General features: G+C 42.9%; 28 protein-coding genes. 3 read left to right on the top strand and 25 right to left on the bottom strand.

Annotated elements, in window-relative coordinates:
* Positions 1-153 precede the first annotated feature (153 nt).
* A complete protein-coding gene (locus AC13FX_RS07720; RefSeq protein WP_482879970.1) occupies positions 154-1134 on the top strand; it encodes a GlxA family transcriptional regulator in 981 nt (326 codons plus the stop codon).
* Between the two features lie 352 nt (positions 1135-1486).
* Here AC13FX_RS07720 and AC13FX_RS07725 read toward each other — a convergent pair whose 3' ends face one another.
* From AC13FX_RS07725 to AC13FX_RS07780, 12 genes are all read right to left on the bottom strand, one after another.
* Complete coding sequence (locus tag AC13FX_RS07725) at positions 1487-1936, bottom strand: SRPBCC family protein (RefSeq protein WP_482879971.1); 450 nt, start codon at positions 1934-1936, stop codon at positions 1487-1489.
* A gap of 2 nt (positions 1937-1938) precedes the next feature.
* The gene (locus AC13FX_RS07730) at positions 1939-2430 is read right to left on the bottom strand and encodes a VOC family protein (protein WP_482879972.1); all 492 of its coding nucleotides are present in this window, start codon (positions 2428-2430) and stop codon (positions 1939-1941) included.
* Positions 2431-2568: 138 nt separating this feature from the next.
* Entirely contained in the window at positions 2569-2955 is a 387-nt protein-coding gene (locus AC13FX_RS07735; protein WP_482879973.1) for a DoxX family membrane protein, read from the bottom strand.
* A gap of 10 nt (positions 2956-2965) precedes the next feature.
* The gene (locus AC13FX_RS07740) at positions 2966-3463 is read right to left on the bottom strand and encodes an SRPBCC domain-containing protein (RefSeq protein WP_482879974.1); all 498 of its coding nucleotides are present in this window, start codon (positions 3461-3463) and stop codon (positions 2966-2968) included.
* 1 nt (position 3464) lies between these two features.
* The gene (locus AC13FX_RS07745; RefSeq protein WP_482879976.1) at positions 3465-3800 is read right to left on the bottom strand and encodes an ArsR/SmtB family transcription factor; all 336 of its coding nucleotides are present in this window, start codon (positions 3798-3800) and stop codon (positions 3465-3467) included.
* Between the two features lie 139 nt (positions 3801-3939).
* Entirely contained in the window at positions 3940-4290 is a 351-nt protein-coding gene (locus AC13FX_RS07750; RefSeq protein ID WP_482879977.1) for a nuclear transport factor 2 family protein, read from the bottom strand.
* Complete coding sequence (locus tag AC13FX_RS07755; protein WP_482879978.1) at positions 4287-4844, bottom strand: dihydrofolate reductase family protein; 558 nt, start codon at positions 4842-4844, stop codon at positions 4287-4289. Before AC13FX_RS07755 ends, AC13FX_RS07750 begins: the two co-directional genes overlap by 4 nt.
* 12 nt (positions 4845-4856) lie before the next feature.
* On the bottom strand, positions 4857-5063 hold the full coding sequence (locus AC13FX_RS07760; RefSeq protein ID WP_482879979.1) for a hypothetical protein: 207 nt from the start codon (positions 5061-5063) through the stop codon (positions 4857-4859).
* Positions 5064-5081: 18 nt separating this feature from the next.
* Positions 5082-5498 carry a VOC family protein gene (locus AC13FX_RS07765; protein ID WP_482879980.1) on the bottom strand — a complete coding sequence of 139 codons (417 nt, stop codon included), beginning with the start codon at positions 5496-5498 and terminating at the stop codon, positions 5082-5084.
* A gap of 84 nt (positions 5499-5582) precedes the next feature.
* On the bottom strand, positions 5583-5999 hold the full coding sequence (locus AC13FX_RS07770; protein ID WP_482879981.1) for a VOC family protein: 417 nt from the start codon (positions 5997-5999) through the stop codon (positions 5583-5585).
* 34 nt (positions 6000-6033) lie between these two features.
* A complete protein-coding gene (locus tag AC13FX_RS07775) occupies positions 6034-6453 on the bottom strand; it encodes a VOC family protein (protein WP_482879982.1) in 420 nt (139 codons plus the stop codon).
* Positions 6454-6498: 45 nt separating this feature from the next.
* On the bottom strand, positions 6499-6987 hold the full coding sequence (locus AC13FX_RS07780; protein WP_482879983.1) for a DinB family protein: 489 nt from the start codon (positions 6985-6987) through the stop codon (positions 6499-6501).
* Between the two features lie 170 nt (positions 6988-7157).
* On the opposite strand from AC13FX_RS07780, the gene AC13FX_RS07785 reads away from it, so the two are divergent.
* A complete protein-coding gene (locus tag AC13FX_RS07785; RefSeq protein ID WP_482879984.1) occupies positions 7158-8141 on the top strand; it encodes a GlxA family transcriptional regulator in 984 nt (327 codons plus the stop codon).
* A 135-nt stretch (positions 8142-8276) separates the two neighbouring features.
* Positions 8277-8543 (top strand): hypothetical protein, encoded by a 267-nt coding sequence (locus AC13FX_RS07790; RefSeq protein ID WP_482879985.1) that lies wholly within the window; start codon positions 8277-8279, stop codon positions 8541-8543.
* Between the two features lie 126 nt (positions 8544-8669).
* Here AC13FX_RS07790 and AC13FX_RS07795 read toward each other — a convergent pair whose 3' ends face one another.
* From AC13FX_RS07795 to AC13FX_RS07855, 13 genes are all read right to left on the bottom strand, one after another.
* Entirely contained in the window at positions 8670-9503 is an 834-nt protein-coding gene (locus AC13FX_RS07795) for a hypothetical protein (protein WP_482879986.1), read from the bottom strand.
* Between the two features lie 1038 nt (positions 9504-10541).
* The gene (locus tag AC13FX_RS07800) at positions 10542-11018 is read right to left on the bottom strand and encodes an ASCH domain-containing protein (RefSeq protein WP_482879987.1); all 477 of its coding nucleotides are present in this window, start codon (positions 11016-11018) and stop codon (positions 10542-10544) included.
* An 83-nt stretch (positions 11019-11101) separates the two neighbouring features.
* Positions 11102-11956 (bottom strand): hypothetical protein, encoded by an 855-nt coding sequence (locus tag AC13FX_RS07805; RefSeq protein ID WP_482879988.1) that lies wholly within the window; start codon positions 11954-11956, stop codon positions 11102-11104.
* Positions 11957-11974: 18 nt separating this feature from the next.
* On the bottom strand, positions 11975-12286 hold the full coding sequence (locus AC13FX_RS07810) for a VOC family protein (RefSeq protein ID WP_482879989.1): 312 nt from the start codon (positions 12284-12286) through the stop codon (positions 11975-11977).
* Positions 12287-12718: 432 nt separating this feature from the next.
* Positions 12719-13186, bottom strand: coding sequence for a DinB family protein (locus tag AC13FX_RS07815; RefSeq protein ID WP_482879990.1), 468 nt, complete (start codon positions 13184-13186; stop codon positions 12719-12721).
* A gap of 388 nt (positions 13187-13574) precedes the next feature.
* The gene (locus tag AC13FX_RS07820; RefSeq protein WP_482879991.1) at positions 13575-14450 is read right to left on the bottom strand and encodes a histidine kinase dimerization/phosphoacceptor domain -containing protein; all 876 of its coding nucleotides are present in this window, start codon (positions 14448-14450) and stop codon (positions 13575-13577) included.
* A 154-nt stretch (positions 14451-14604) separates the two neighbouring features.
* Positions 14605-15450: a hypothetical protein gene (locus AC13FX_RS07825; protein WP_482879992.1), complete on the bottom strand. Its 846-nt coding sequence runs from the start codon at positions 15448-15450 to the stop codon at positions 14605-14607.
* 2 nt (positions 15451-15452) lie between these two features.
* Positions 15453-16133, bottom strand: a complete 681-nt coding sequence (locus tag AC13FX_RS07830; RefSeq protein WP_482879993.1) for a S1 family peptidase — start codon at positions 16131-16133, stop codon at positions 15453-15455.
* A gap of 119 nt (positions 16134-16252) precedes the next feature.
* Positions 16253-17191, bottom strand: coding sequence for a toll/interleukin-1 receptor domain-containing protein (locus AC13FX_RS07835; protein WP_482879994.1), 939 nt, complete (start codon positions 17189-17191; stop codon positions 16253-16255).
* Positions 17192-17570: 379 nt separating this feature from the next.
* Positions 17571-18557, bottom strand: coding sequence for an alpha/beta fold hydrolase (locus AC13FX_RS07840; protein ID WP_482879995.1), 987 nt, complete (start codon positions 18555-18557; stop codon positions 17571-17573).
* Between the two features lie 54 nt (positions 18558-18611).
* On the bottom strand, positions 18612-19679 hold the full coding sequence (locus AC13FX_RS07845) for a 2-oxoacid:ferredoxin oxidoreductase subunit beta (protein WP_482879996.1): 1068 nt from the start codon (positions 19677-19679) through the stop codon (positions 18612-18614).
* Positions 19680-19692: 13 nt separating this feature from the next.
* Positions 19693-21564 carry a 2-oxoacid:acceptor oxidoreductase subunit alpha gene (locus tag AC13FX_RS07850; RefSeq protein WP_482879997.1) on the bottom strand — a complete coding sequence of 624 codons (1872 nt, stop codon included), beginning with the start codon at positions 21562-21564 and terminating at the stop codon, positions 19693-19695.
* Positions 21565-21925: 361 nt separating this feature from the next.
* On the bottom strand, positions 21926-22087 hold the full coding sequence (locus tag AC13FX_RS07855; protein ID WP_482879998.1) for a YqaE/Pmp3 family membrane protein: 162 nt from the start codon (positions 22085-22087) through the stop codon (positions 21926-21928).
* Between the last annotated feature and the right edge of the window lie 265 nt (positions 22088-22352).

Below are 22352 nucleotides of genomic sequence, written 5' to 3' on the forward strand. Positions count from 1 at the left end.
TTTTAGTGTTGACGGTGGCTTCTGTTCGGTATTTTAAAGTTCGTATCTCAACATAACGTCTACATACTACTTTGACAGGGTGTAAATTAGACTTTATAACTGGTTGATTTAGACACGATGTGGTTTCTATATTGCTCCAAAAACCATTGGACCATGAAACACCTTACGATCGTCGTACCTGAGGGGCAGAATAATCTGGAGAGCATAGTAGGTCCTTACAACATATTTACAAGAGCCAATGCGTATTGGAAAGAAAGCGACAAGGAATCATTGTTTGAAATTGAGTTGGCTGGTGTTTCAAAAGAGGTGGAATTCTATGGTAATTTATTTTCGGTGAAGCCACAGGTCGATATTTCGGGGATATCTGAAACCGATCTCATCATTATTCCTTCTTTAAACCATAATTATCACAAAGCGGTAAAGGGAAACCAGGAGCTGATTGAATGGATCAGAAAACAGTATAAAGAAGGTGCCGAAGTGGCAAGTATCTGCACGGGCGCCTTTTTGCTGGCATCATCGGGTTTGCTGGGAGGGAAAAGCTGCTCTACCCATTGGTCCGTTGCAGAGAATTTCAGGAGCATGTTTCCGGAGGTGGATTTACAAACGGATAAATTAATTACGGATGAAGACGGAATTTATACGAATGGCGGAGCCTATTCCTTCCTGAATTTGATGGTTTACCTAGTTGAGAAATATTACGACCGTCAAACCGCTATTTACTGTTCCAAAGTATTTCAAATTGAGATGGACCGGCAAAACCAGTCAGCATTTATCATATTTAAAGGACAGAAGTTACACGAGGACGAAATCGTGAAAGATGCACAAAACTATATTGAACGTAATGTGCAGGAAAAAATAACAGTCAAACAGTTAGCTTCCCGATTTGCGGTCAGTCGGCGGCAATTCGACCGAAGGTTTATTGAAGCTACCGGAAATACGCCTTTCGAATATATGCAACGGGTAAAAGTAGAGGCGGCCAAAAAGCTCTTGGAAGCGAGCAGGAAGACCGTCAGCGAAGTGATGTATGAGGTGGGCTATTCAGATGCCAGCGCTTTTCGCAGTGTATTTAAAGAAGTTACAAGCCTGTCACCGGTAGAGTATAGGAACAGGTACAATAAAGCGGCGGTGGTTTAGTAAGCCCTAAAACGACACTGCGCATAAGATGTACCCGAATGAATGTTGATTTGATAAATAATGAACGAAAAGCTTAAAACCAGTAGGTAAGTCATGGATTCCCTGAACCACTGCTCTCTACGTTTCGGTTGAGTCATTTAGAAAACTATTTGTTGTGTGAGGCGGAACCTCAATAGGGCGTCACGGTGCCGAGCACCATGACGAGGATAAATTGAAAGCATCTTCGGTATTGCCTTGGAAGTTGAGGTAAGGATTGATAGAAGGCATGCTGGTTTGATTATTCGTTAATGATGGATTGGTAATTAGTAAATCACAAATCGGTCAGTCGTTCGTTCGTTATTCGCAATTCAATTTAAGTGTTGAGAAATTCAGCCAGCCTACCCAGCGTTTGGTGTCCGCCTTCTACCGCTCCAAATTTTGCAGCTTCTTCTCTCAGGGCAGCCGTTGGGAACAGCAGGTTTAATTCAACGGTGGTTTTTCCATTCTCTTCTTTAAAAGTGATGGTCTGTTTGAAATGAGGTTCTTTTCCGTCATCAACATAGCCGGCAAAATGATCATACTTCAGTAATTCCGGCTTTTTGATCTCTGTATAGACGACACGATTTGGATAATCAGTACCGTCGGGACCATGCATGGTGAAGATCCATTCACCACCCACTTCGAATTCAATGCTTTTGGTAGTGGTTGTAAATCCGTTAGGTCCCCACCATTTACCGATATGTTCGGCTTGGGTGAAAGCCTCAAAGACGAGTGATCGGGGAGCTTCAAATTCACGGGAGATGTGTATAGTTCGGTCTTTCATATTTATACTCCTTCGAAGGCATTTTTTAGCTTTTGGATATCCAGTTTCTTCATTTGCAGCATTGCATTCATTGCCCGGTTGGCTTTTTCGGGATCGTCTTTAAACATCTCATTCATACCTTCCGGAACAACCTGCCAGGAAAGGCCGAACTTATCCTTCACCCAACCACATTGTTCAGCACCGGGATCGGCAGAGAGCTTTTCCCAAAAATAATCGATCTCTTCCTGGTCTTTACAGGTGATCATCAGTGAAACGGCTTCATTGAATTTGAAATGAGGCCCGCCATTCAGCGCCACGAACGATTGTCCACGCAGGTGAAAGTCAACACTCATCACGCTTCCGGCATCCCGCCCATGGATCTCTTTTCCTGCATCGGTGAAGTAGGTTCTGTCATCAATACCCGAATTTTCTCCAAAAACAGAAACATAGAATTCGGCAGCTTTTTCGGCTTGATCATCAAACCAAAGATGAGGGGTGATTTTTTGCGTGCTCATAGGATTAACGGTTAAAATGAATGGTTACCTGGGTGTTCAATATGAATGCATTTTATGAAGCCTGAGGTGTGTATGAACGATGAACTCAAGGGCCAATACGAGATCCGAAAGTTATATTTGGCCTGCTCAAATCAAGGTTCAAGTGCTCTTTTGAATCAAAGGGAGGATCTTTTTGCGGTCTTCATACATACCCCACACAAGAATAAGGAATATGATCACCGCGATCGGTAATCCGGAAGGAGCAACCGTCAGGTGAATTAAAAGTATGCCAATCATTACCGGGAAAAGTGTAATAGCTCCAAGAGCCCTGAACCGAGGGGTCATGAACAAAGCACCACCAATTATTTCAGCCACCGCTGTAAGGGGCAGTAGCCACCCGATGTCTGCCATTGCGGAGTTCATGCTTACTAATTGCTCCGGCAAATCATCGGGAATGGGAATGTAATTGAATATTTTGTTTAACCCTGCATTTATGAACATCAAGCCTGTTAGTAGACTGATTACAAGTTGGAATTTCTTTTTCATGGTAGCTTTACTATTTATTGTTGGTTTTTAATTGGGATAGATAATCATCCAGTCGGAGGGAAGAACTTTCCATACCTTGCGCAACACCCATATCGTGGATCTTATCACGCTCTTCATTACTGCCAAAAGTGGTTGTATTGACTTGCAGGGTTTTTCCGTTGTGAGCTTTGAACTCCACATAGACTTCCATTCCGGGCATATCCGGATCGATATTTCGGTCTTTATCAGAGAAATAGTCCATATACAGAATACTGTCCGGCTTGTTGATGGCTTTGTATTTGGCCAGCCCCCATGAAACATCATCCGGATTGGGTCCCCGCAGGCAGTAATGCCATTCCCCACCTTCCTGAAAATCCATATCGCACTCTTTCATGGGCCACTCTTTGGGGCCCCACCAATGTTTCAGGTGTGTGCAATTGCTCCATACTTCAAATAATAACTCGGGCGGTGCATCAAATTCACGGGTGAGAATTAGTTTCTTGTCTTCCTTTTGTACTTGAGTTTTCATCTTATTTATTCTCCTTGGTTTGTATTTCTTTCAGATAATCATCCAGCCGGTCAAAGCTTGCTTCGAAGAATTTCCGGTATTGTTCCATCCATTCATCAATGTCTTTCAATGGACCGGGTTGAAGGTGGCAGGGGCGGTATTGCGCCTGTTTGCTGCGTTCTATTAGCTTGGCCTTCTCCAGCACTTTCAAATGCTTGGTGATGGCCGGCATACTCATCTCAAAAGGTTTAGCCAGGTCAGAAACAGTTTTCTCTCCGGTGGTTAAACTTGATAGAATGGCCCGACGAGTCGGGTCCGCTAAAGCGTGAAAGGTATTACTAAGTTGATCTGCTGGCATGAATAAGTTCTTATTTAACTGTTTAGTTAATTAACCGATTGGTAAAATAATGTAATGAACATAATATGTCAATAGAGGCTATAAAATTTTGAGAGAGATCGGTTATTTGTTAATGGTTATAAGGGTTCCCGAATAACCATTAACGAAGCTTAATAACATATGAAGTCATCTCACTGATCTTTGGATCCTTGAAACCACTGAATTTGTACACATCACAAAAAGCATATTGCTTTCCGTTTTTAGAGGTCATTATTCCATTGACTGCCGCATCTTTTCCATGGGTGATGATCTTGTGAATTTCTAAAGAATAGGGTTGGGGACTTTCCATCTCTTTGAGCTTGGCCGCGAAAGTTTCTTTTCCTTCTACAGTGAAATCACCGACCGCCGTCCATCTTATATTATCTGTAACTTGTTGAATAATGTGATCCGAATCGTTTCTTGAAAAAGCTTCATTCAGCTTTTCCAGTAATTCCTGGTTTTTGGTTTTCATGATGTTGCAGGTTTTACTTGATATTTAAGCATTACGACACCGTCCGGGAAGGTCTTACTATCCATAAGTTCCAGATCTGTTTTTTTGAGTGCGGGAAACATCGGTTTACCACCCCCTAAAAGAACAGGGGGGATGTATAAGTGAATTTCATCCACCAATCCGTGCTCCATAAACGATGAAGCCAATGAAGCCCCCCCAACGATCATGTTTTTACCGGATAATTGTTTCCATTTTTTTATCTCATCAGGGTTCACCGAGTTCCTGAGTTCATACCCATTTTTCACCTGATCCATTGTTGTTGAGAATACGATCTTCTTTTGCTTCTGCCAAAGCCGGGCATATTCTTTCATGTAATCGAGATCCTGATCAGGGTCTTCCCAATACTGCATGATCTTATAGAGTTTTCGACCATATAAATGAGTATCCACTTTCAGCTCGCGGTTATTAAAATGACGGTGCAGCTCTTCAGATGGAGTTGTCCAGTTTATCGTACCTTTTTGATCTTCGATATATCCATCCAGGGAGACACTTTGTGCGTAGATTATTTTTCTCATATTGGACTACAGTTAAGGGAGTATTTCTAAGGAATATCCGTGATTAGATAGAATTTCCCGAATTTCCGGTTCTTCTATTTCCCCGGAAGTCCGTTCGATCCGAAGTACATTATCGCGATCTTCAAGGTCAAAACTTGGATCACTTCCGGGCAGCTGATCACGGATATCTTTTAAAATGTTCTTCGCCTCAGCGAACTCACATACATTGGTTTTATACACTTTAACCATTTTTAAAAGTCAACCTTGGGGCATTTTACTCATATCCATGTACAAAATGCTCCATCGGTGTCCATCAAGGTCTATGAATCCACAACCATACATCCAGCCGTCTTTTTCTGCAGGTTCCCCATAAATGGTTCCACCGGCTGCTTTTGCTTTTTTGGCTATTTCATCCACCTCTTCAGGGCTTTCTGCATCAAAGGAAAACAGGGAGGAGGTACCGTTTCCGGGATCGGGAATATCATCGTTACTGAACTCCCTGAACTGTTCTTCGGGAAATAACATGAGCCCTATTTCTTTTTCACCTACCAGGAATGCGGCCATCTGATCATTCTCAGGATGATTGGGATTGAGTTTGAATCCGATCTGTTTATAGAATTTCCGTGCTCGGGGCACATCTTTTACCGGCAGGTTAATCCATAATTCTTTAGTCATGATTTTCTCCTGTTGTTATTTAGGTATTAATGGGTTCTCTTTGGATAAGTTTAAAATAGCAAAGGCGCGAAGATCGCAAAGGTTCTATCCGGTATAGTAGACCATCCACTGGATGTCGAATTGGTCTTTGACCATTCCGAATAATTCTGCCCAACCTGTATTTTGTAACGGCATTTCGATTTTCCCCTCTTCTGATAACCTTTCGAATAAACGCTCGGTCTCTTCTTTACTTTCAGTTTCGAGGTTAATGTAAAAATTGTTTCCGGCTTCAGGTTTTTGCCCCATAAACTCGAGGGTATCTGAACCAAAAAGTTTGATATCTGCTGTAAGAGGCAGAGATGCATTGGCTACCAGTTTCAGGTCATCACCGGTGGCGCCCATATCGTCTTCAAGGTCTCCATAGCGACTAATATCCAACTCTCCGCCAAATACGGATTGGTAAAATGTGAAGGCTTCTTCTGTATGTCTGTTAAAGTTGAGGTAGGGGTTTACTGATTTCATAATTTGATAAATTTTAAGTTTCGGGAAGGTTCTCTTACATATAAAATACATTCCATTTGTGTCCTTCAGGGTCGGTAAAGCCGCAACCATACCATCCTTCTTTTCCAATTTCTGCAGGTTTTGAAAACAGAGTGCCACCCGCTTCTGTTACTTGTTCTGCCCAGGTATCAACTTCTTCACGGCTGTTGGCTCCAATTGTGAACATCACCTCGTTTCCTTTCTTTAGGTCAGCAGCTTTTCCGGCCGAAGCTTGTTCAAATATTTCTTCCTTAAAAAAATGAACCACAAAGTCATCCTTACCTATAAAAAAACTGATCAATTGTTCATTATCTCTTTCTCCATTGATCATAAACCCTAAACTTGAGTAAAAGTCCCTTGTTCTTTCTAAATTTTTTACGGGAATATTAGCCCAGACCCGGCGATTCTGAATGAATGTTGACGTTCTTGGTTTCATATATATTTAATTTTGTGGATTGAGTACTGTTCACTGTAAAATGGGTTACTCATAGCTCATCGGTTCCTTTCCGAACGCCCTTCTAAGAATACTGATCTGCCCGATATGATATGCCTGATGATGGTTGATGAAGGCCCAAAGTTCTCCCTTGGTAGCTGCTACCTGATCAAAAGGAGGTGAAGGAGGCTGTTCAAGATCATGATCGGATAACTGCTTTAATCCTTTAAAAGTGGGCTCGTACCAATTATTCCATTCCTCTCGTATCTCCTCAATGGCCGGATAGTCAAAATTATCTTTGGCTTTCGATCCTCCCATGACAGCAAAAAGGTCATTCCATTTTATTTCCGGTGATAGTCCTGCGATCATCATCAATCCGTATTGGGAATTCAATAAATGTCCTGCCAGGTATTTAACATGGTTCACGTTTTCATCTCCACAAGGCCGTGTATTAGTTTCTGCATCGGTAAACCCTTCCAGCACATTGTTATATAATTTCTGATGTAGTTCGAATTGTATGAGCAGTAATTGATCCATTTGTTATCTGTAAGTTTGAATTTCGACTAACATACTGTCTGCTTTTTAACATTGTACGGTGTATTTCCGCCATTCTTACAGGTTGATTGCGACACCGGGTTTTGGTTAATTGTTATTTGTTGCTGGTAAATGGGGTACTCACTATTAATAATTAACCAATTTCCAAATCCATGAAACATGTATCGATACTTATTCCACGAGGTCATGTAAGCGTTGTAAATGTTGGTGGAACCCACCAAATATTTTCAATGGTGAATGCTGTTTTACAAAAAATGGGCAGAAAACCGGTTTTTGACATTCAATTGGTAGGTCTCGAAAAAGAAACCCAACTTACTCATGGTATATTTTCAATCAGCCCGGACACCTTAATGCAGGATGTGAAGAAGACAGATATGATCATCATCCCGGCCATTCACGATGAACCAAAAATAGCGAGATCTCAAAACCAGAAATTCATTCCCTGGATTATTCATCAATATAAAAATGGAGCAGAGGTTGTGAGTTTATGTGTAGCGGCTTTTTTTCTGGCTGAAACCGGTTTACTGGATGGCAAGCAATGTGCTACGCACTGGATGCATGCCAACAACTTCAGAAAGTTATACCCGAAAATTAATATGGTGGATGAAAAAATTATGACCGAGGAAGACGGTATTTACACCAGTGGGGGAGCGTATGCCTTTTTGAATTTATTGCTTTACCTGATTGAGAAAAATGCCGGAAGGGAAGTGGCCGTCCATATTTCCAAAGCGTTTTCCATTGATATAGATCGTAATAGTCAATCGCCGTTTATCATGTTTGAAGGACAGAAAGAGCATGGGGATGAGAAGATAAAGGCGGCACAGGAATATATTGAGAAGAATTATGAGCAGATGATCAGGGTGGATGAACTGGCCGATGAACTCGCTTTGAGCCGGCGTACACTGGAGCGGAGATTCAAAAAGGCTACCACCAATACAGTAACAGAATATATGCAGCGGGTCAAAATTGAAGCCGCCAAAAAAGATCTCGAAAGAACGCGGAAAAACGTAACTGAAGTGATGTATGAAGTGGGGTATTCTGACACCAAATCATTTCGTAATCTCTTCCGAAAAATTACCGGCTTAACCCCCCTTGAGTATCGCGATAAATACAACCGGGAAGCCGTATCGGTTTAAAAAACATATAAGATCTAGGTCTTGTCGTAAAGTATGTTTACAGTTTTGGTTTGTTAATCTGCCCTCATTCGCAGTTCGGTCTATCGGTCCATCGATCGCTCGTAATTCTCTTAGCCTTGATCTGCGAATCACCGAATGACCGATCAGCGATGGACGAATAGATTGAAAAAGGCAAGGGAATTGAACGCGGATGAAGCGGATCGTGCAGATGGTCGCTGTTTTTCTATGCTAAAATATATCCCTCGTTCCGGCGGCTCTGCCCCGGAATGCCTGCAGGAGGCTCTGCCTCCAGCTATACAAAAATACGACCACATAAGTCATCTATACCCTGAATCACTACCCAGTACATTCCGGTTCACTCATTTTGAAAACTACTTGTTGAATGAGGCGGAGTCTCCATAGGGCATGACGGAGCAGAGCAACATGAGGAGGACAAATAGCCTCTGTTGGTTTCCAAAGGTTGGGCTATGGGGTAACCAAAATTCTTGATTAGAAAGGACATCTCACTTTCAACATCCTAACGTATTTTCAGCGATCTATAGGCTGAAAATCGGTTACCTTTACCTCCATGTCTTTAGTAAAGGTATCGATGGAAAATTTAGTTTTTCCGGTGGAGGTCAGGCTTGCATGGTTCATTATATTGGTGTTTGCCTGCGGTTGGTCTTCGTTCAGGATCAGCTGCGATTCCAGTGTTAAGAAAGAGGTTGCCCCCGTATTGTCTGTACACACGTAGATATTTGCTCCCCGGAATTCACCAAAGCATTTTTGGAAAAGCTGTTCGAAGCTGACATAGCGGCTTATCTTGGTTTTAGAACTATCGAGCTCGATCTGTTTAGCTTGTTCCAGAAATAGGGTCTGTCCGTCATAAATGGAAGTTTTTAAGCGGTAACTGCCTTTTGCTCCTTCTGAAATATGAACTGAAAAACTGAAACCCCTTTGATCAGATCCATCAATTTCTACCCGTTCGATGTGGTGCATTCCGGCCGACAGGGATCTCAGTACTTCTTCCTGTTTTATTCTTTCTAGTCTTGCCATGTCGGCCGACCATTCACTGAACGTTCCGGAAAGTATCAACAGGATGGTAATAGCGCCGAGTCCGACTAAAGAGTATTTCGCTGATCGGGTATAGCTTTCTTCTTTGCTTGATCTATAACCTATCCAGATAAAATAAATACCCAAACCAACCAGCGTGATGCCGATCAAAACAAAAACGAGATACCAAAAGATTACAGACTGATCGGCTTGATCCAGGGCGTCAATGACCGAATAGACATACATTCCGATACTCGCTATCCCCAGCAAGCATAGGACAACACCCACTACTATAGAAACGACAGCTATGAATTTTTGGGAGTCGGGCATTTGTTAAGGACTGTTTGATCCAATATTGGAAAACCCGATGGGATCTGCAATTAATTCCTCAAGGGAGGGGGAGGGTAGGATAAACATCGATCTGCGAATCACCGAATGACCGATCAGCGATGGACGAACTGTTTGAAGACGGCAATGAAATAGAACGCGGATGAAGCGGATCGTGCGGATGGTCGCTGTTTTTCTATGCTAAAGGATTTGGCCTTGTTTCCCTCGTTCCGGCGGCTCTGCCCCGGAATGCCCTCGAGGAGGCTCCGGCTCCAACGCCTCTATAGGGCATCCGGTTCCGCAAATCTGCCCTCATTCGCAGTTCGGTCTATCGGTCCATCGATCGATCGCAATTCTATTAACCATGATCTACGAATCCCAGAATGACCGATCAGCGGTGGGTGAACAGGTTGAAGGTAACTAGGGAATTGAACGCGGATGAAGCGGATCGTGCAGATGGTCGCTGTGTGTATAATGATCTAAACTGATCATGCATTTTAAGACACAGGGATTTTACTTGCTTCAGGTAGATGATCATTCTGATCCGCCACCAATTTTCCTTTCTCACCCTGCATTTGTATCAGCATAGAAAAAAATTCGCAGTTCGGTCCATCGGTCAATCGGTCAATCGGAATTCTGTTTAACCAGATCTGCAAATCCCCGTCACCGGTCATCCTGAGGGTACCCCCGAAGGACCTACACAACGATGAAGCTGTCATAACACTTTGAAGATGCTTCTCCCATTCACAACTACCCTCGTTCCGGCGGCTCTGCCCCGGAATGCTCTGCAGGAGGCTCCGCATCCAACTATACTAAATTACGACCACATAAGTCATCTATACCCCGAACCACCGCTCTGTACGTTCCGGTTCAGTTATCAAGATAAAACCCTTGGAGGGTGAGACAGAGCCTCCATCCTGCATCATGGTGCAGAGCACCGTGACGAGGATTAATGGCAATAACCACATTGGCCGGCACTATTATAATGTATAGGTACATTACTCAGGGTTATTTAGTTAATAGGATATAGCAAAAAAGGTACTATAAAAGCGGAAAAACCTTTTCAAATTGTTCACAGACCACCGGCATGTCTTGTTGGAATGAATGATCACTTCCTTCAAGCACTCTTTCGTAGTATGCCTGATGGACCTTGCGCCAATAGCTCAGTGAACCATCACCTTCACCCTCCAAACCCGCATATACTGAGGTTACTTCGTTGAAAGGTACAATTTCGACAGAAGTGGTCTGAATAATACACTGAGCAATACCTTTCCAATTTGTGATCACATTTAGATCGCCAATCTTTGGAATTTTCTGCAAATTTATTTGTAATTCCCAAAGTGAAGGGGAGGTAGCTCGTTTTTTACCGATCATAACCAGGCGGGCACATTCGTCAGCGTCTGCTTTATTATCACAAAAATGCCAGGCAGGGATCTTTGACCCAGATACAGGATCAAGATCCTGGCTGTCTGTCGTGTGCAGATATTCACGCCACATCCTGTGTACTGTTTCATGCATAATATGTTGTAGTTAAGATCTTTCTGTTAACCGTTAGAGTGATCTGCGGATAGTAGGTACAGGCATCATGGAGGATTATCTGTTCAGTTCGAAGGCTCATCAGAGAACTCCTGAAAGAAGGCGTTTGAATCTTCCAGGTCGTTGAACCCGAATATCCAGCAGGTTTCGGAGGCGTCTGAGAAATCCAGGCCGCCCTTCAGGATGGATTCATTCAGGTAGCGGTCGTCCTCTCCGTTGTAGGTATTGGCTAATTCTATAGCCTTCTCCCAAATTGATATCAGACGGGGGTCATTGATGCTTTGTCGCCAATCGATGAGCTGATCACTGCGAAACCCCGGGGTGTCGTTACCGGTGGTATTGCCGTCGGGTATGCGGTGGTAGGTGGCCGCCGTCCTGACATACTCCAGGTCTTCAGGGGTGGTGACCTCCTCATTCCAGTCGGCATGCTGAACGATATGCACCGCGTTCTTGAGATCAGCCTCCGGCAGTTCGTGATGGAGATCGCGGATCAGGGCTGCGGAAAAGTCGGATTGCCCGCCTTCAGCGATCCAGATCTTCCCGCCGTTTTGAATGACCCGTGTGGCAAGCGACCGGACTTCCTCCAGGGCCTGATCGTAATTTGTATGCGCATCGGACCAATGGGAACCAAAGGCCATATCAAACAGATCATTGGCGGGCACATATGCACCGCCCTGGGTGCCATAGGTCCCGGCCACGGCATGATAGCTGACCTTCTCAAAGCGTTCATCAGCCAGCATGGTAGCCACTGCGGCTACCGAATGAATATCATCCACATCGGTCTTCAGGTCAAAATGGGCAAGGTAGAGATCCCGGTCTGTATTGAATTTGCCTAAGTGGTCTGAGTCAGATCGATCGATATTACCACAGGAGACCATGAATACTATTAGTACGATATGTTGAAAGATATTTTGTCTCATCTTCTTAATGTCATTTAATTATTTGTATTCCATCAGTTCAACGGGGGCACCACTAACTTCTATAAAAGCGACGATCAGTCCCTCACTGGGTGAGTTTGGTGCAATGAGTATCTTTTTTCCTTCTATTTCAGCAGCTAGATCTTCAACTTCAAATGCCACATGAGGTATGGTTTTGACCAATTCAGGATATGGGGCATCATCCCAGAATCTTTGCCACTGGATCCCATATGGATTGTTCTCATGATCCGAGACCGTCATTTTTAAGTGGGGCAGGTCGATCTCATCTTCGAAATGTTCTGTTGTGGGAATACCAATATGACTAAACTTCATTTTCTGATATTTATAAAGGACCTTGCATTAAAAGGGTAGAATGCTCACCCCGAAGTTGGTGATAAATTAAATAGTACTTGAAATCTTCATACCAAGCAAGGCAGGGGAGAGCTGTGTCTTCATGATGCTTTGTTTGTATATCGACCTAAAAATAGGATTGGGGATAGATCGCATGTCACTATTTATCCATTTACCCTCGTTCCGGCGGCTCTGCCCCGGAATGCTCTGCAGGAGGCTCAGCCTCCAACTATACTAAAATACGACCACAGAAGTCATCTATACCACAAACCACTGCTCTATACGTTCCGTTTCAGTCATTTAGAAAACTACTTGTTGTGTGAGGCAGAGCCTCCATCCGGCATCACAGTGCAGAGCACCATGACGAGGATAAACGAATGACTACGCCAATGCTGGCTGTAGTTTATTTTTAGCTCAGTCCCATATCACCGGGCGATCAATTCCCATGGCTCTTAAATACGAAAGGAATTGTCCTGCGTGAACAGATTCGTGATACCCGATCCTTAGTAAATATTTTCCAAGGATCTTCTTGTCTCCATTTCCGGGATGAATGATCTCAGTTTCGTTTAATTCTGTACCCGAAAATTGTCGGATACTTTCTAAAAATGTATTTCTAAAGGGCTCGGCAAATTCAAGTTCGTCAGTCACACTAATAAATGGGCGATCTTCCCAGGGCGTTTTATAGTTTGCCATACTCCCGTTATTGATGATGATATTCCACCCATGATCGGCTTCTAAAACGTGCCTGATCATTTCTATCGCAGTCATTGCATCTTCGTCAGGTTTCCAGTGGTAATAGTTTTCAGGAAGTCCTTTCCAGAGCTTAATGCTCTTTCTCCTAATTTCCGTAAAGTTTAAAAGTATAAGATCAGATTGAGTCATAAACTATTTGTTGTATGAGGCGGAGCCTCCATTGGGCATCACGGAGCAGAGCACCGTGACGAGGAGAAAGTCACTCAATGTATGCAGGCTGTCCGGGTTGAACCCGGCCTCAGCGGGAGAAATTCTATTAAAGCTGTCTTGTTGAGCAAAACCGAAAAAAGGCAGGGCAACACGAAGAGGAAATACAAAAAAGGTAGAACGCATATAGATGGTTTAGATCAGAAAATATAATATGATAGGAGAGGGTACATACGATCGATTCGCAATGGGGTTTCAAGGAGATATTACGATTTGGCATATAAACGGCGAGCCAAGTCCAAGTTGTTGAAATTTAGGTTCAGAATCCTTGATAAGGCCACTTAAAACGATTTGTTAGTGGCGGAATTATTTATTCAAAAAACTTCCTCTTATTAATATCAAAGATTATAGAAATTGAGTTTTCAATCTTTATTTCAGCATCTAATTGTGCTGCAAATTCGGAAATTAACTGATTTGAAAATTCACTTTTTGAATTAAAAATATCATTGATATCTGAATTTTTCTCAGGAGATAATTCAATCAATATTTTATTATCTGGATTACCTATTAAAACATCAATTACATCAATACCTTTATTTCTTAGTATTGATAAAACCTCATTTAGCAACATTGAAAATGGAATCATCATATTTAGATCAAGCAAAACATCTACTTTGTTACTCACTAGAAGCTTTTGATTATGAATTTTCCCAATTTCAGTCAGATAAGAGTTGAAATCGATGGAAGAAAAATTATTCGAATCATATATAAGTTCATGAACCATAGCAATTGATCGAACTCGAGCTTGAATCTCCTTCATTTGTATTTGAAAAGATTCATCATTTGAATAAAGAGATTGTAACTCTATTAAACCAGCTATTATAGCGAGGTTATTCTTAACTCTATGCAATAGTTCTGATTGTAAGATTTCATTTTCCTGAGTTAACTCCTCTATTCTTTCTTTGTCACTACCAGTTTCTTCAAGTACTCTTAGTTTTTTTCTTTCTGTTTCTAGTTTTTTTCTGAGATCCTTTTGATTCTTTTCGAATTCTAACTTAGAAGATTTAAAGTATTCTATTAACTGTGGAGAGTTTAATTCTTTGTATTGATTTACTTGCTCCCTTAAAAAATTAATTTGTGCTTCCTTTGCCTCTTTGTATTCTTGACTCCATCTAATTTTTGCAATCCAAGCTATTACACTTAATCCTAATGTCAGTATGACTATTGTTGCAGATATCAAATCCATATTTTTTCCTGAATTATGAGTAAATCTTAAAAGAATGTCAGTAAAGGCCCAGTGTTTAAAAGGCACGGGGGGTTATGATGTGGTCGAAGTAGCAAAATTGATGCTACACATAAAAGTTCGCCGTATTTCACCGAATTAAAAAGCCTTGTTATTCTTACAAGTTATTTAATCTATAATCTGGTTCACCTACAATTAAATTGTCGTTTATCACTTCACGATGGAATACGGATTTTAAGTAATCGACAACCCATCTGTATTTTTTGTAAGTACCGGTTTGCTTATAGATACTATTTTCAACGTTTTCTATAAGATGAATTAAGTCTTCTCCATTCTTTTCGGCAATAGGTGACAAATAGTCAATAAATAGTGGGACATCATTCTCTAATGTGGTGACTGGTTTGCCATCCGGGTAAGTCCATTCAAATAGTATTTTTGAGCCCCAATTGGAAAAATTTAACCCTCCAAGATCTGACTTATTGATATTATCTATAAATTCCGCAGAACTTGAAAAATTAAGTTCATTCATAATTTTACTATCCAAGATAACTCTTGGATTTATAGCAAGGTTTTCTTCCAATAAAAATGCGTTGATATATGCAGGTCCAACGATTTGATTATTAACTGAATCAAAAGATGCCTTACCACTAGATATCGCCCCTCTAAGCCAGATATTTTTTAGCGCAAGATGCATTTGAATAAGTCCTACTGCTACACACAGATGTCTTAAAATATTTACATCATTTTCATTTCCACTTTTGTTGACAGAGAGTATAATTGAATCACTTATTATTATAGACCCAATTTCACTTTTAGCAGGAATCTCTTTTAGATATTTTATGGCTTCATTTACAATACCAAAATATTGCTCAAGTTTTGACTTATCACATTGTTTTTTGCTAAATACTAAATTTTTAAAACCAAGTACATCTAAAAATGCAACATAGCTATCTCTATATTGAATCTTTTTTTTGGCATTTAAATCAAAATGAATTGGGTCCATCCTTATATAAATTCTGTGTTTTTATCTTCACTTAGGGTTTTCAATACTTTATCTAGAGATACAACAGAGACCAATCCAGGCATATTATTATTACGATCAAAAGAATAAGCCGAAATTAACCCAACCAGTTCTCCATTTTGAGTGAAGGCAGGCCCACCACTAACTCCTTGATTTGCAGCACCATTTAACAAATACCTTTTTTGTGTTTTGTCATAAGTAGAAACAAAACCATGAAAGAAGCATAAATTTGGGCTAGCAAAGCTCGGATAACCTAACCAGCCAATTTCGGTTGCTCTACTGAGGTTCAATTCTTTATCTCGTAGTGGAAGTAACATGGACTTAGAAATTACCGGCTCTTTACTTTTAAATACAATAACGGCAGTGTCGTCTAAGGGATCACCAAACTTAGCAATAGTAGCCTCATGATTTACTTTATCATAGAGTCGCTTTCCAGAAGCATCAAATAACTCTGGTTCGTCAGATTGTTTTATTCCCTCAACAATATGCAAAGCGGTAATAAATGTAGTTTCATAAAGTTCTTTTTCTTCATCTTCGCCAACTGATATTACGAAACATGTACCTTGAGCATTACCAACAAGCAATCTAAAAACACTCTTTTCGGCAATTTTCGACATCTCTAACCACTCACCAAATTTATGCTTCTTCTTAAGGAATCTTTTCATAGTTGATCAATAGTTTGGTATGCATAAAGATCCAGCGTTTAAGTGGTGAGTCTAGGATTTAAAATTAAGGATCCTAACAATGTCCGAGTTCGATTGAAACACTTGTTAGATGTAATTACTTATTTTAATCGATTCCTCAGTTCTTTCAATATTTTATTTATTCCATCATTCCACTCTAGATATTTTTTTGAACTAAGAATTGGATAATTAATCTTGATATGACTTATTTCTGCTTTGTCACCTATCATCAATGGCAATACCTTAGTTTGTCCGGTGTCTGTCTCAATAGAAAGAACTGATTCTAGCTCTCTATTTGTCCATTTTTTTGAAATAAAATCTTTTGAAAGGAAAATAATGGCATAATTAGAAGTTCTTAGCCCATTATTAATTTTTCCTACGATAGAATCTCCCCATTTTATTTCTGCTTTGTCGTACCAATAAGTAATATGGTTTTTTTCCAGCTCATCAATTAATGGCTCGACAAATCTCTTTTTATCTTCACTTGCATGACATAAGAATACATTTTTCATAGGAGGTGGTGTTGTAATGTTTTGTTCAATTTTCTGATCAGACTTCTCAGACGCTCTTAATTCAGCTTGATATAAACTGGTCTCTTTAATCTGTTCAACCCATATAAAAAGTTTACGAAATAGATTCAATTGCTTCCTATGAAGCTCAGTCATTTCTCGTATAGCATATGGTGTATACTCCAATGTCTTTGACACTTCTTCAACCTCAGAAATAATTTTTTCAATACTTCCAATATGTTGAAGCCAATTATTTTCAAGAAAATCGACGAAATCTTTTAAGGTTGGGAATCTGGATATATCATTAAAACTTACTAGCCAAGTAGACATGTTAATGCCAAACTGCCTTCCCTCAGAATAAATACGCTCAAGTATAAATCGCTTTTCGACAGCTAGATCATATACTGTTTTATAATCCTCTTCAAGTTTATAGTGAACCCATTCATCTTGAAATCTTTTAAACTGTTCACCATATAGGAGTAACCTTTCAAAAAGTAATTTTGCTTCTTTAAAATCAGATCTTATTTCCAAAATTCTGTATGAATTGTACCTAACATATTAATATGCGACAGGGCCTATCTTATGATACTTCGTATAATCTTCAAAGGTACCCCTTCAAATTCGTTATTTTTCGGATATCATACGTCATCTTGGTCTGATAAAGTCGTCGTATAACATCCGTCTAAGTAACCCTAAGATAACACCTTATGGGTTATTTGCAAGGAAAGGTAGACGTCACCCCATATTTTTAATCGAATCATGGTTAAGATGATCACACGTGTTGAGTGAATCGGTCACACGTGTTTAAACAAAAAATGACGTGTGTTTGATGACAAAATCACGTGTCTTTTATGCAACGCTGACGTGTGTTTTTTTCGGACCAATCAGGCGCAAGGAAATTATGAAGTTCTCATTCCACAGATGCTTCAGGCCAGAAGCCCCTCAGAAAGGTATCTATAGCGGGGAATACAAAGCCCGGATGATCAGAAAAGGCTGCTTTACCGGCATCCGGAACGAGTAACAGCCGGCTGTTGGGGTAGGAAGTCACCCACGCCCGCTGGGCAGGAATCATCCATGGATCCTCTTTGCCATAGATCACCAGAACAGGGGCTTTAACATCATTCAGGCGGTCGGTAAAGTCCCATCCGTTGTAGTAGCGGGGAGCTAACTGGGCGGTATACCGATAGTAATACCTCACAGACTCGGGGGGAGCGCTGCAGGTGGTGCCCCGGTAGCCGGAGGAATCACCGGCGGCCAGGGATATTTTTTTGTTCAGGTCCTCATATTCCCGGCAGGTGGAGACCGGATCAGAGGCCGTACCCCGCAAAAGCTTCATAAGCAACCGGTTTGCACGGTTGGTAAATACCGTATCGGCAGAAGGTGGGGTATGAGCGGCTTTGTCTCTTCTCAGGACAAGTTCCTGCTGAAGATCCGGCCCGGTGGCGCCATGTAATATGACCTTGTTCAGGTGTTCAGGGTATTTGGTCGCGTATTTAGCTAACAGAACGGCCCCAAAGGAATGGGCGATCACCTTCATCTTTCCCAGCTCAAAAAACCTACGAACCGCCTCCAGGTCTTCAACAAAATACTCCGGTTTCAGTTTGGTGGTATCGGCAGGCAGGGCAGAGCGCCCTCCGCCACGCTGATCATAAAAGATCAAAACGTAATGGTTTGCCAGGGGCTCAACAGAGGGCATGATCGAGTTCATGCCCGCACCGGGTCCGCCATGAATGACGACGACTGAATCCCTTCCTTCACCGATGACCCGGTAATAGATCTTCGCATCATCAGCCCCTTCCAGGTACCCTGTATGACTTTGTGAGATCGGATCTACGTCCTGGCTGACAGCAGTGCCCTGTAGTAAAACTACGGCTAATATGGTGAGTACGATCTTCAATGGGCCATATCAATGTGTGTCAATGACAGTTTAAGCCATAAGAATTCCCGGGACTTAGTTAACCTCCCAGGTTTCCGGTCCCTGCAGTAAGGCATCCAGATCCGGCTTATTGCGTTTGAGGGCTTCGGCATTTTGTATAGTGACGCCTTCATCATAGGTGGGGCGTTCCACATCATACAACACGCCAAAGGGCCTTGGGAATTTCAGGTGATCTCCGTTGTGCGGATGCTCAAAGAATCGGGTGAGCAGACCGGCTTTGGTCTTGTCCTTTTCATCATGCACCCATAGGTCGTCTTTGGAATACTCACTGCCCATTTCTACTACCTCGGGAGTGAGTCCGTCCAGGCGCAGGCCTTTCTCATTTTCCGCTCCGAAGATCAGCGGTTCACCATGCTCCAGGTAGATGGTCTCACGGGGCCGGGATTTCTTATCCGTAAATAATTCAAAGGCTCCGTCATTGAAAACGATACAGTTTTGCAGGATCTCCAGCATGGAAGTGCCTTTGTGTTCGCTGGCCCGCAGCAGCATTTTCTGAAGGTGCTTGGGGTCACGGTCCATGGCCCGGGCTATAAAGGTGCCATCAGCTCCCATACTCAGCTGCAGGGGATTGAAGGGGTGGTCAATAGACCCAAAGGGCGTCGATTTTGAGACGGTGCCTTCCGGCGCGGTTGGGGAATACTGTCCCTTGGTCAACCCATAGATCTGATTGTTGAACAACAGCAGGTTCACGTCCACATTACGGCGCAGAAGCTGCACAAAATGGTTGGCTCCAATGGATAGGGAGTCGCCGTCACCGGTGATGATCCAGACGCTGAGCTCCGGGCGGGAAACTTTCAGTCCGGTGGCAATGGCCGGGGCTCTTCCGTGAATGGAGTGCATGCCAAAGGTATCCATGTAATAGGGGAAACGGGCCGCACAGCCGATACCGGATATGAATACGATATCTTTTTTGAGGACTCCGATGTCCGGCATCACATTTTGTACCTGCTTCAGGATGGTGTAATCACCGCATCCGGGGCACCATCTTACATCCTGATCCGAAGAAAAATCCTTGGAGCTGTATTCAGGTATGCCGTTACCATTTCCGTTTTTAAACTCGTCTGTATTCGTTTTGATAGCCATGATAGCGACTCGTTTAAGATTCTGTAACTGATTGTTTGTCGGGCAGGACGTTCAGGATCGCATCCTTGAGTTCCTGCACGCCAAAAGGCCGGCCCTTGATCTTGTTGATCGGTTTGGCAGGGATCAGGAATTCATCCCTGATCAGCCGCACCAGCTGTCCGTTATTGATCTCGGGAACGATCACCGTTTCAAAGCCCCTCAGCAGTTCCTCAAGGTTCCGTGGGAAAGGACTGATATAATTCAGATGGGCATGGGATATATCCATTCCCTCGCGCCTAAGCTGTCCCACCGCCGTCCGGATACTGCCATAGGTCGATCCCCACCCGAGTACAAGGACATCACCGGAGGTATTCCCCTGATCGATCTCCTGAAGAGGTATGAAATCAGCCACTTTATTTCGCTTGGCTTCACGCAGTTTCACCATCTTCTCATGGTTGTCCGGATCGTAGGATACATTGCCGGTCTCATCTTCTTTTTCGAGTCCGCCAACCCGGTGCTCAATACCTTTGGTTCCCGGAATGGCCCATGAACGAACGTGATTTTCATCCCGCAGATAGGGCAGGAAGGGCTCTTCTGCATTCTCACGGGGCGGTTCAAACCGAACCTTGATATCCTTCAGGTCTTTTTCCTGAGGAAACTTCCATGGTTCCGACCCATTGGCCAGGTATCCGTCCGACATGTACATGACCGGGATCATATGTTCCAGGGCAATACGGCAGGCCTCAAAGGCCATGTTGAAGCAATCCGCCGGCGTCTTCGGAGCTACGATCACCATCGGGCTTTCACCGTTACGGCCGTACATAGCCTGCAGAAGATCGGCCTGTTCGGTTTTGGTCGGCATACCCGTTGAAGGCCCGGCGCGTTGAATATTCAAGACAACCAAAGGGAGCTCCAGCATGACCGCCAATCCCATAGCTTCACCTTTCAGGGCGATACCCGGACCGGAAGAACTGGTAACACCTATATGTCCGCCAAAGGCAGCGCCTATGGCAGAGGAAACCGCTGCGATCTCGTCTTCTGCCTGAAAGGTGGTAACCCCGAAATTCTTGTGGCGGGAAAGTCCGTGCAAAATATCTGAAGCCGGGGTAATGGGATAAGATCCAAAGAACAGGGGAAGTCCGCTTTTTTTGGTAGCGGCAACCAATCCCAGTACGGTAGATTCGTTTCCGGTAATATTTCGGTAGGTGCCCGGTTTTAAGTCCGCTTCTTCCACGGTATAACGGGAGGTGAAGATCTCAGCCGTTTCTCCATAGTGGTAGCCGGTCTTCAGAACCTTGACGTTAGCCTCTGCAATGCGTGGCTCATCCCCGAATTTCTTTTGAAGAAACTTGATGGTTGGCTCCATCGGACGGTTATACATCCAGAACAGCAGGCCAAGCACGAACATGTTCTTGCAACGGTCCACTTCCTTATAGGACAGGTCTGTATCTGACAGAGCCTCTTTGGTCATGCTGCTAACGTCCACTTCATACAAACGATAGGCATCCAGGGAGCCGTCTTCCAGTGGATTAACCCCTTCAGGGTATTTGGCCAGGTTCAAATTCTTTTTATCAAACCCGTCGGTATTGGCTATGATGGTCCCTCCATTTTTCAGCAGCGACAGGTTGGCTTTCAAGGCTGCTGAGTTCATAACCACAAGGATATCGCATACATCGCCGGGCGTCATGATCTCAGTACTTCCGAAATGAAGCTGAAAGGAGGAAACTCCGGGAACCGTGCCGGCCGGTGCGCGTATTTCAGCGGGGAATTCAGGGAGGGTTCTAAGGTCGTTACCCAAAAGGGCGGTGGTATTAGTGAAAAGCGAACCGGTAAGCTGCATGCCGTCACCGGAATCCCCGGCAAATCGGATGGTTACTTCTTCACGAACCTGATCTTTTGCAATCATAGCATCAAGCTTTTTGAGTAGGGATTAGTAGCAGTATGCTATTTTTTAGGAAGAAATGAAATACAAAGTTTTGCCGTGACCCGTATGTGAATAAATTCACGGGGAGACTTGAGATTTGAGATTTGAGATTTGGGATCCAAAATAAAATATGAGGGTCATGCTGATCCGCCACCCGGCGGAGAAGGACCTGCACAGCTATGATCTGGCTCAAACCTTTGAAGATGCTTCTCCGCCGGGTGGCGGATCAGCATGACCCTTTCTAGGAAATGCATCGCAGTTCACCTTTACATCATACATCATCCAAACAAAAAACCCCGACCTGTTAATAAACAAACCGGGGCTGAAGAGCGTAATTTCCTGATCAGTCGTTCTTGGCGATGATCCAGACGGCGTGAACGATGCCGGGTACAAAACCCAGGATGGTCAGCAGTATATTGAGCCAGAAATGGGGTTTGATACCAATGGTCATGAAAACGCCAAGGGGAGGGAGGATGATGGCCAGTATGATTCGAAGTATGCTCATATTGCTTGTCTTAGATTTGTTGTTCCCGGAGATCTTTTCGTAAAGATGCTTCCTTTAATTTCCTGTGCCGGAACAGATACCGCAGGTCATAGCGGTTATCGTACATCAGCTGAGTATGATAATAGTTAATGTGTTCAAGTACAGCAAACGTATTTAATAACAGTGTAAATCACTTTGATCCGGGTACTTCTGAAAATTGGTGATCAGCAGGGAGTGGTTTTCCTCGTTAAATTTGATCTAATACGGCCTGAAAAAATAAGTGAAT

It is taken from the genome of Gracilimonas sp. B-17 (assembly GCF_056857935.1).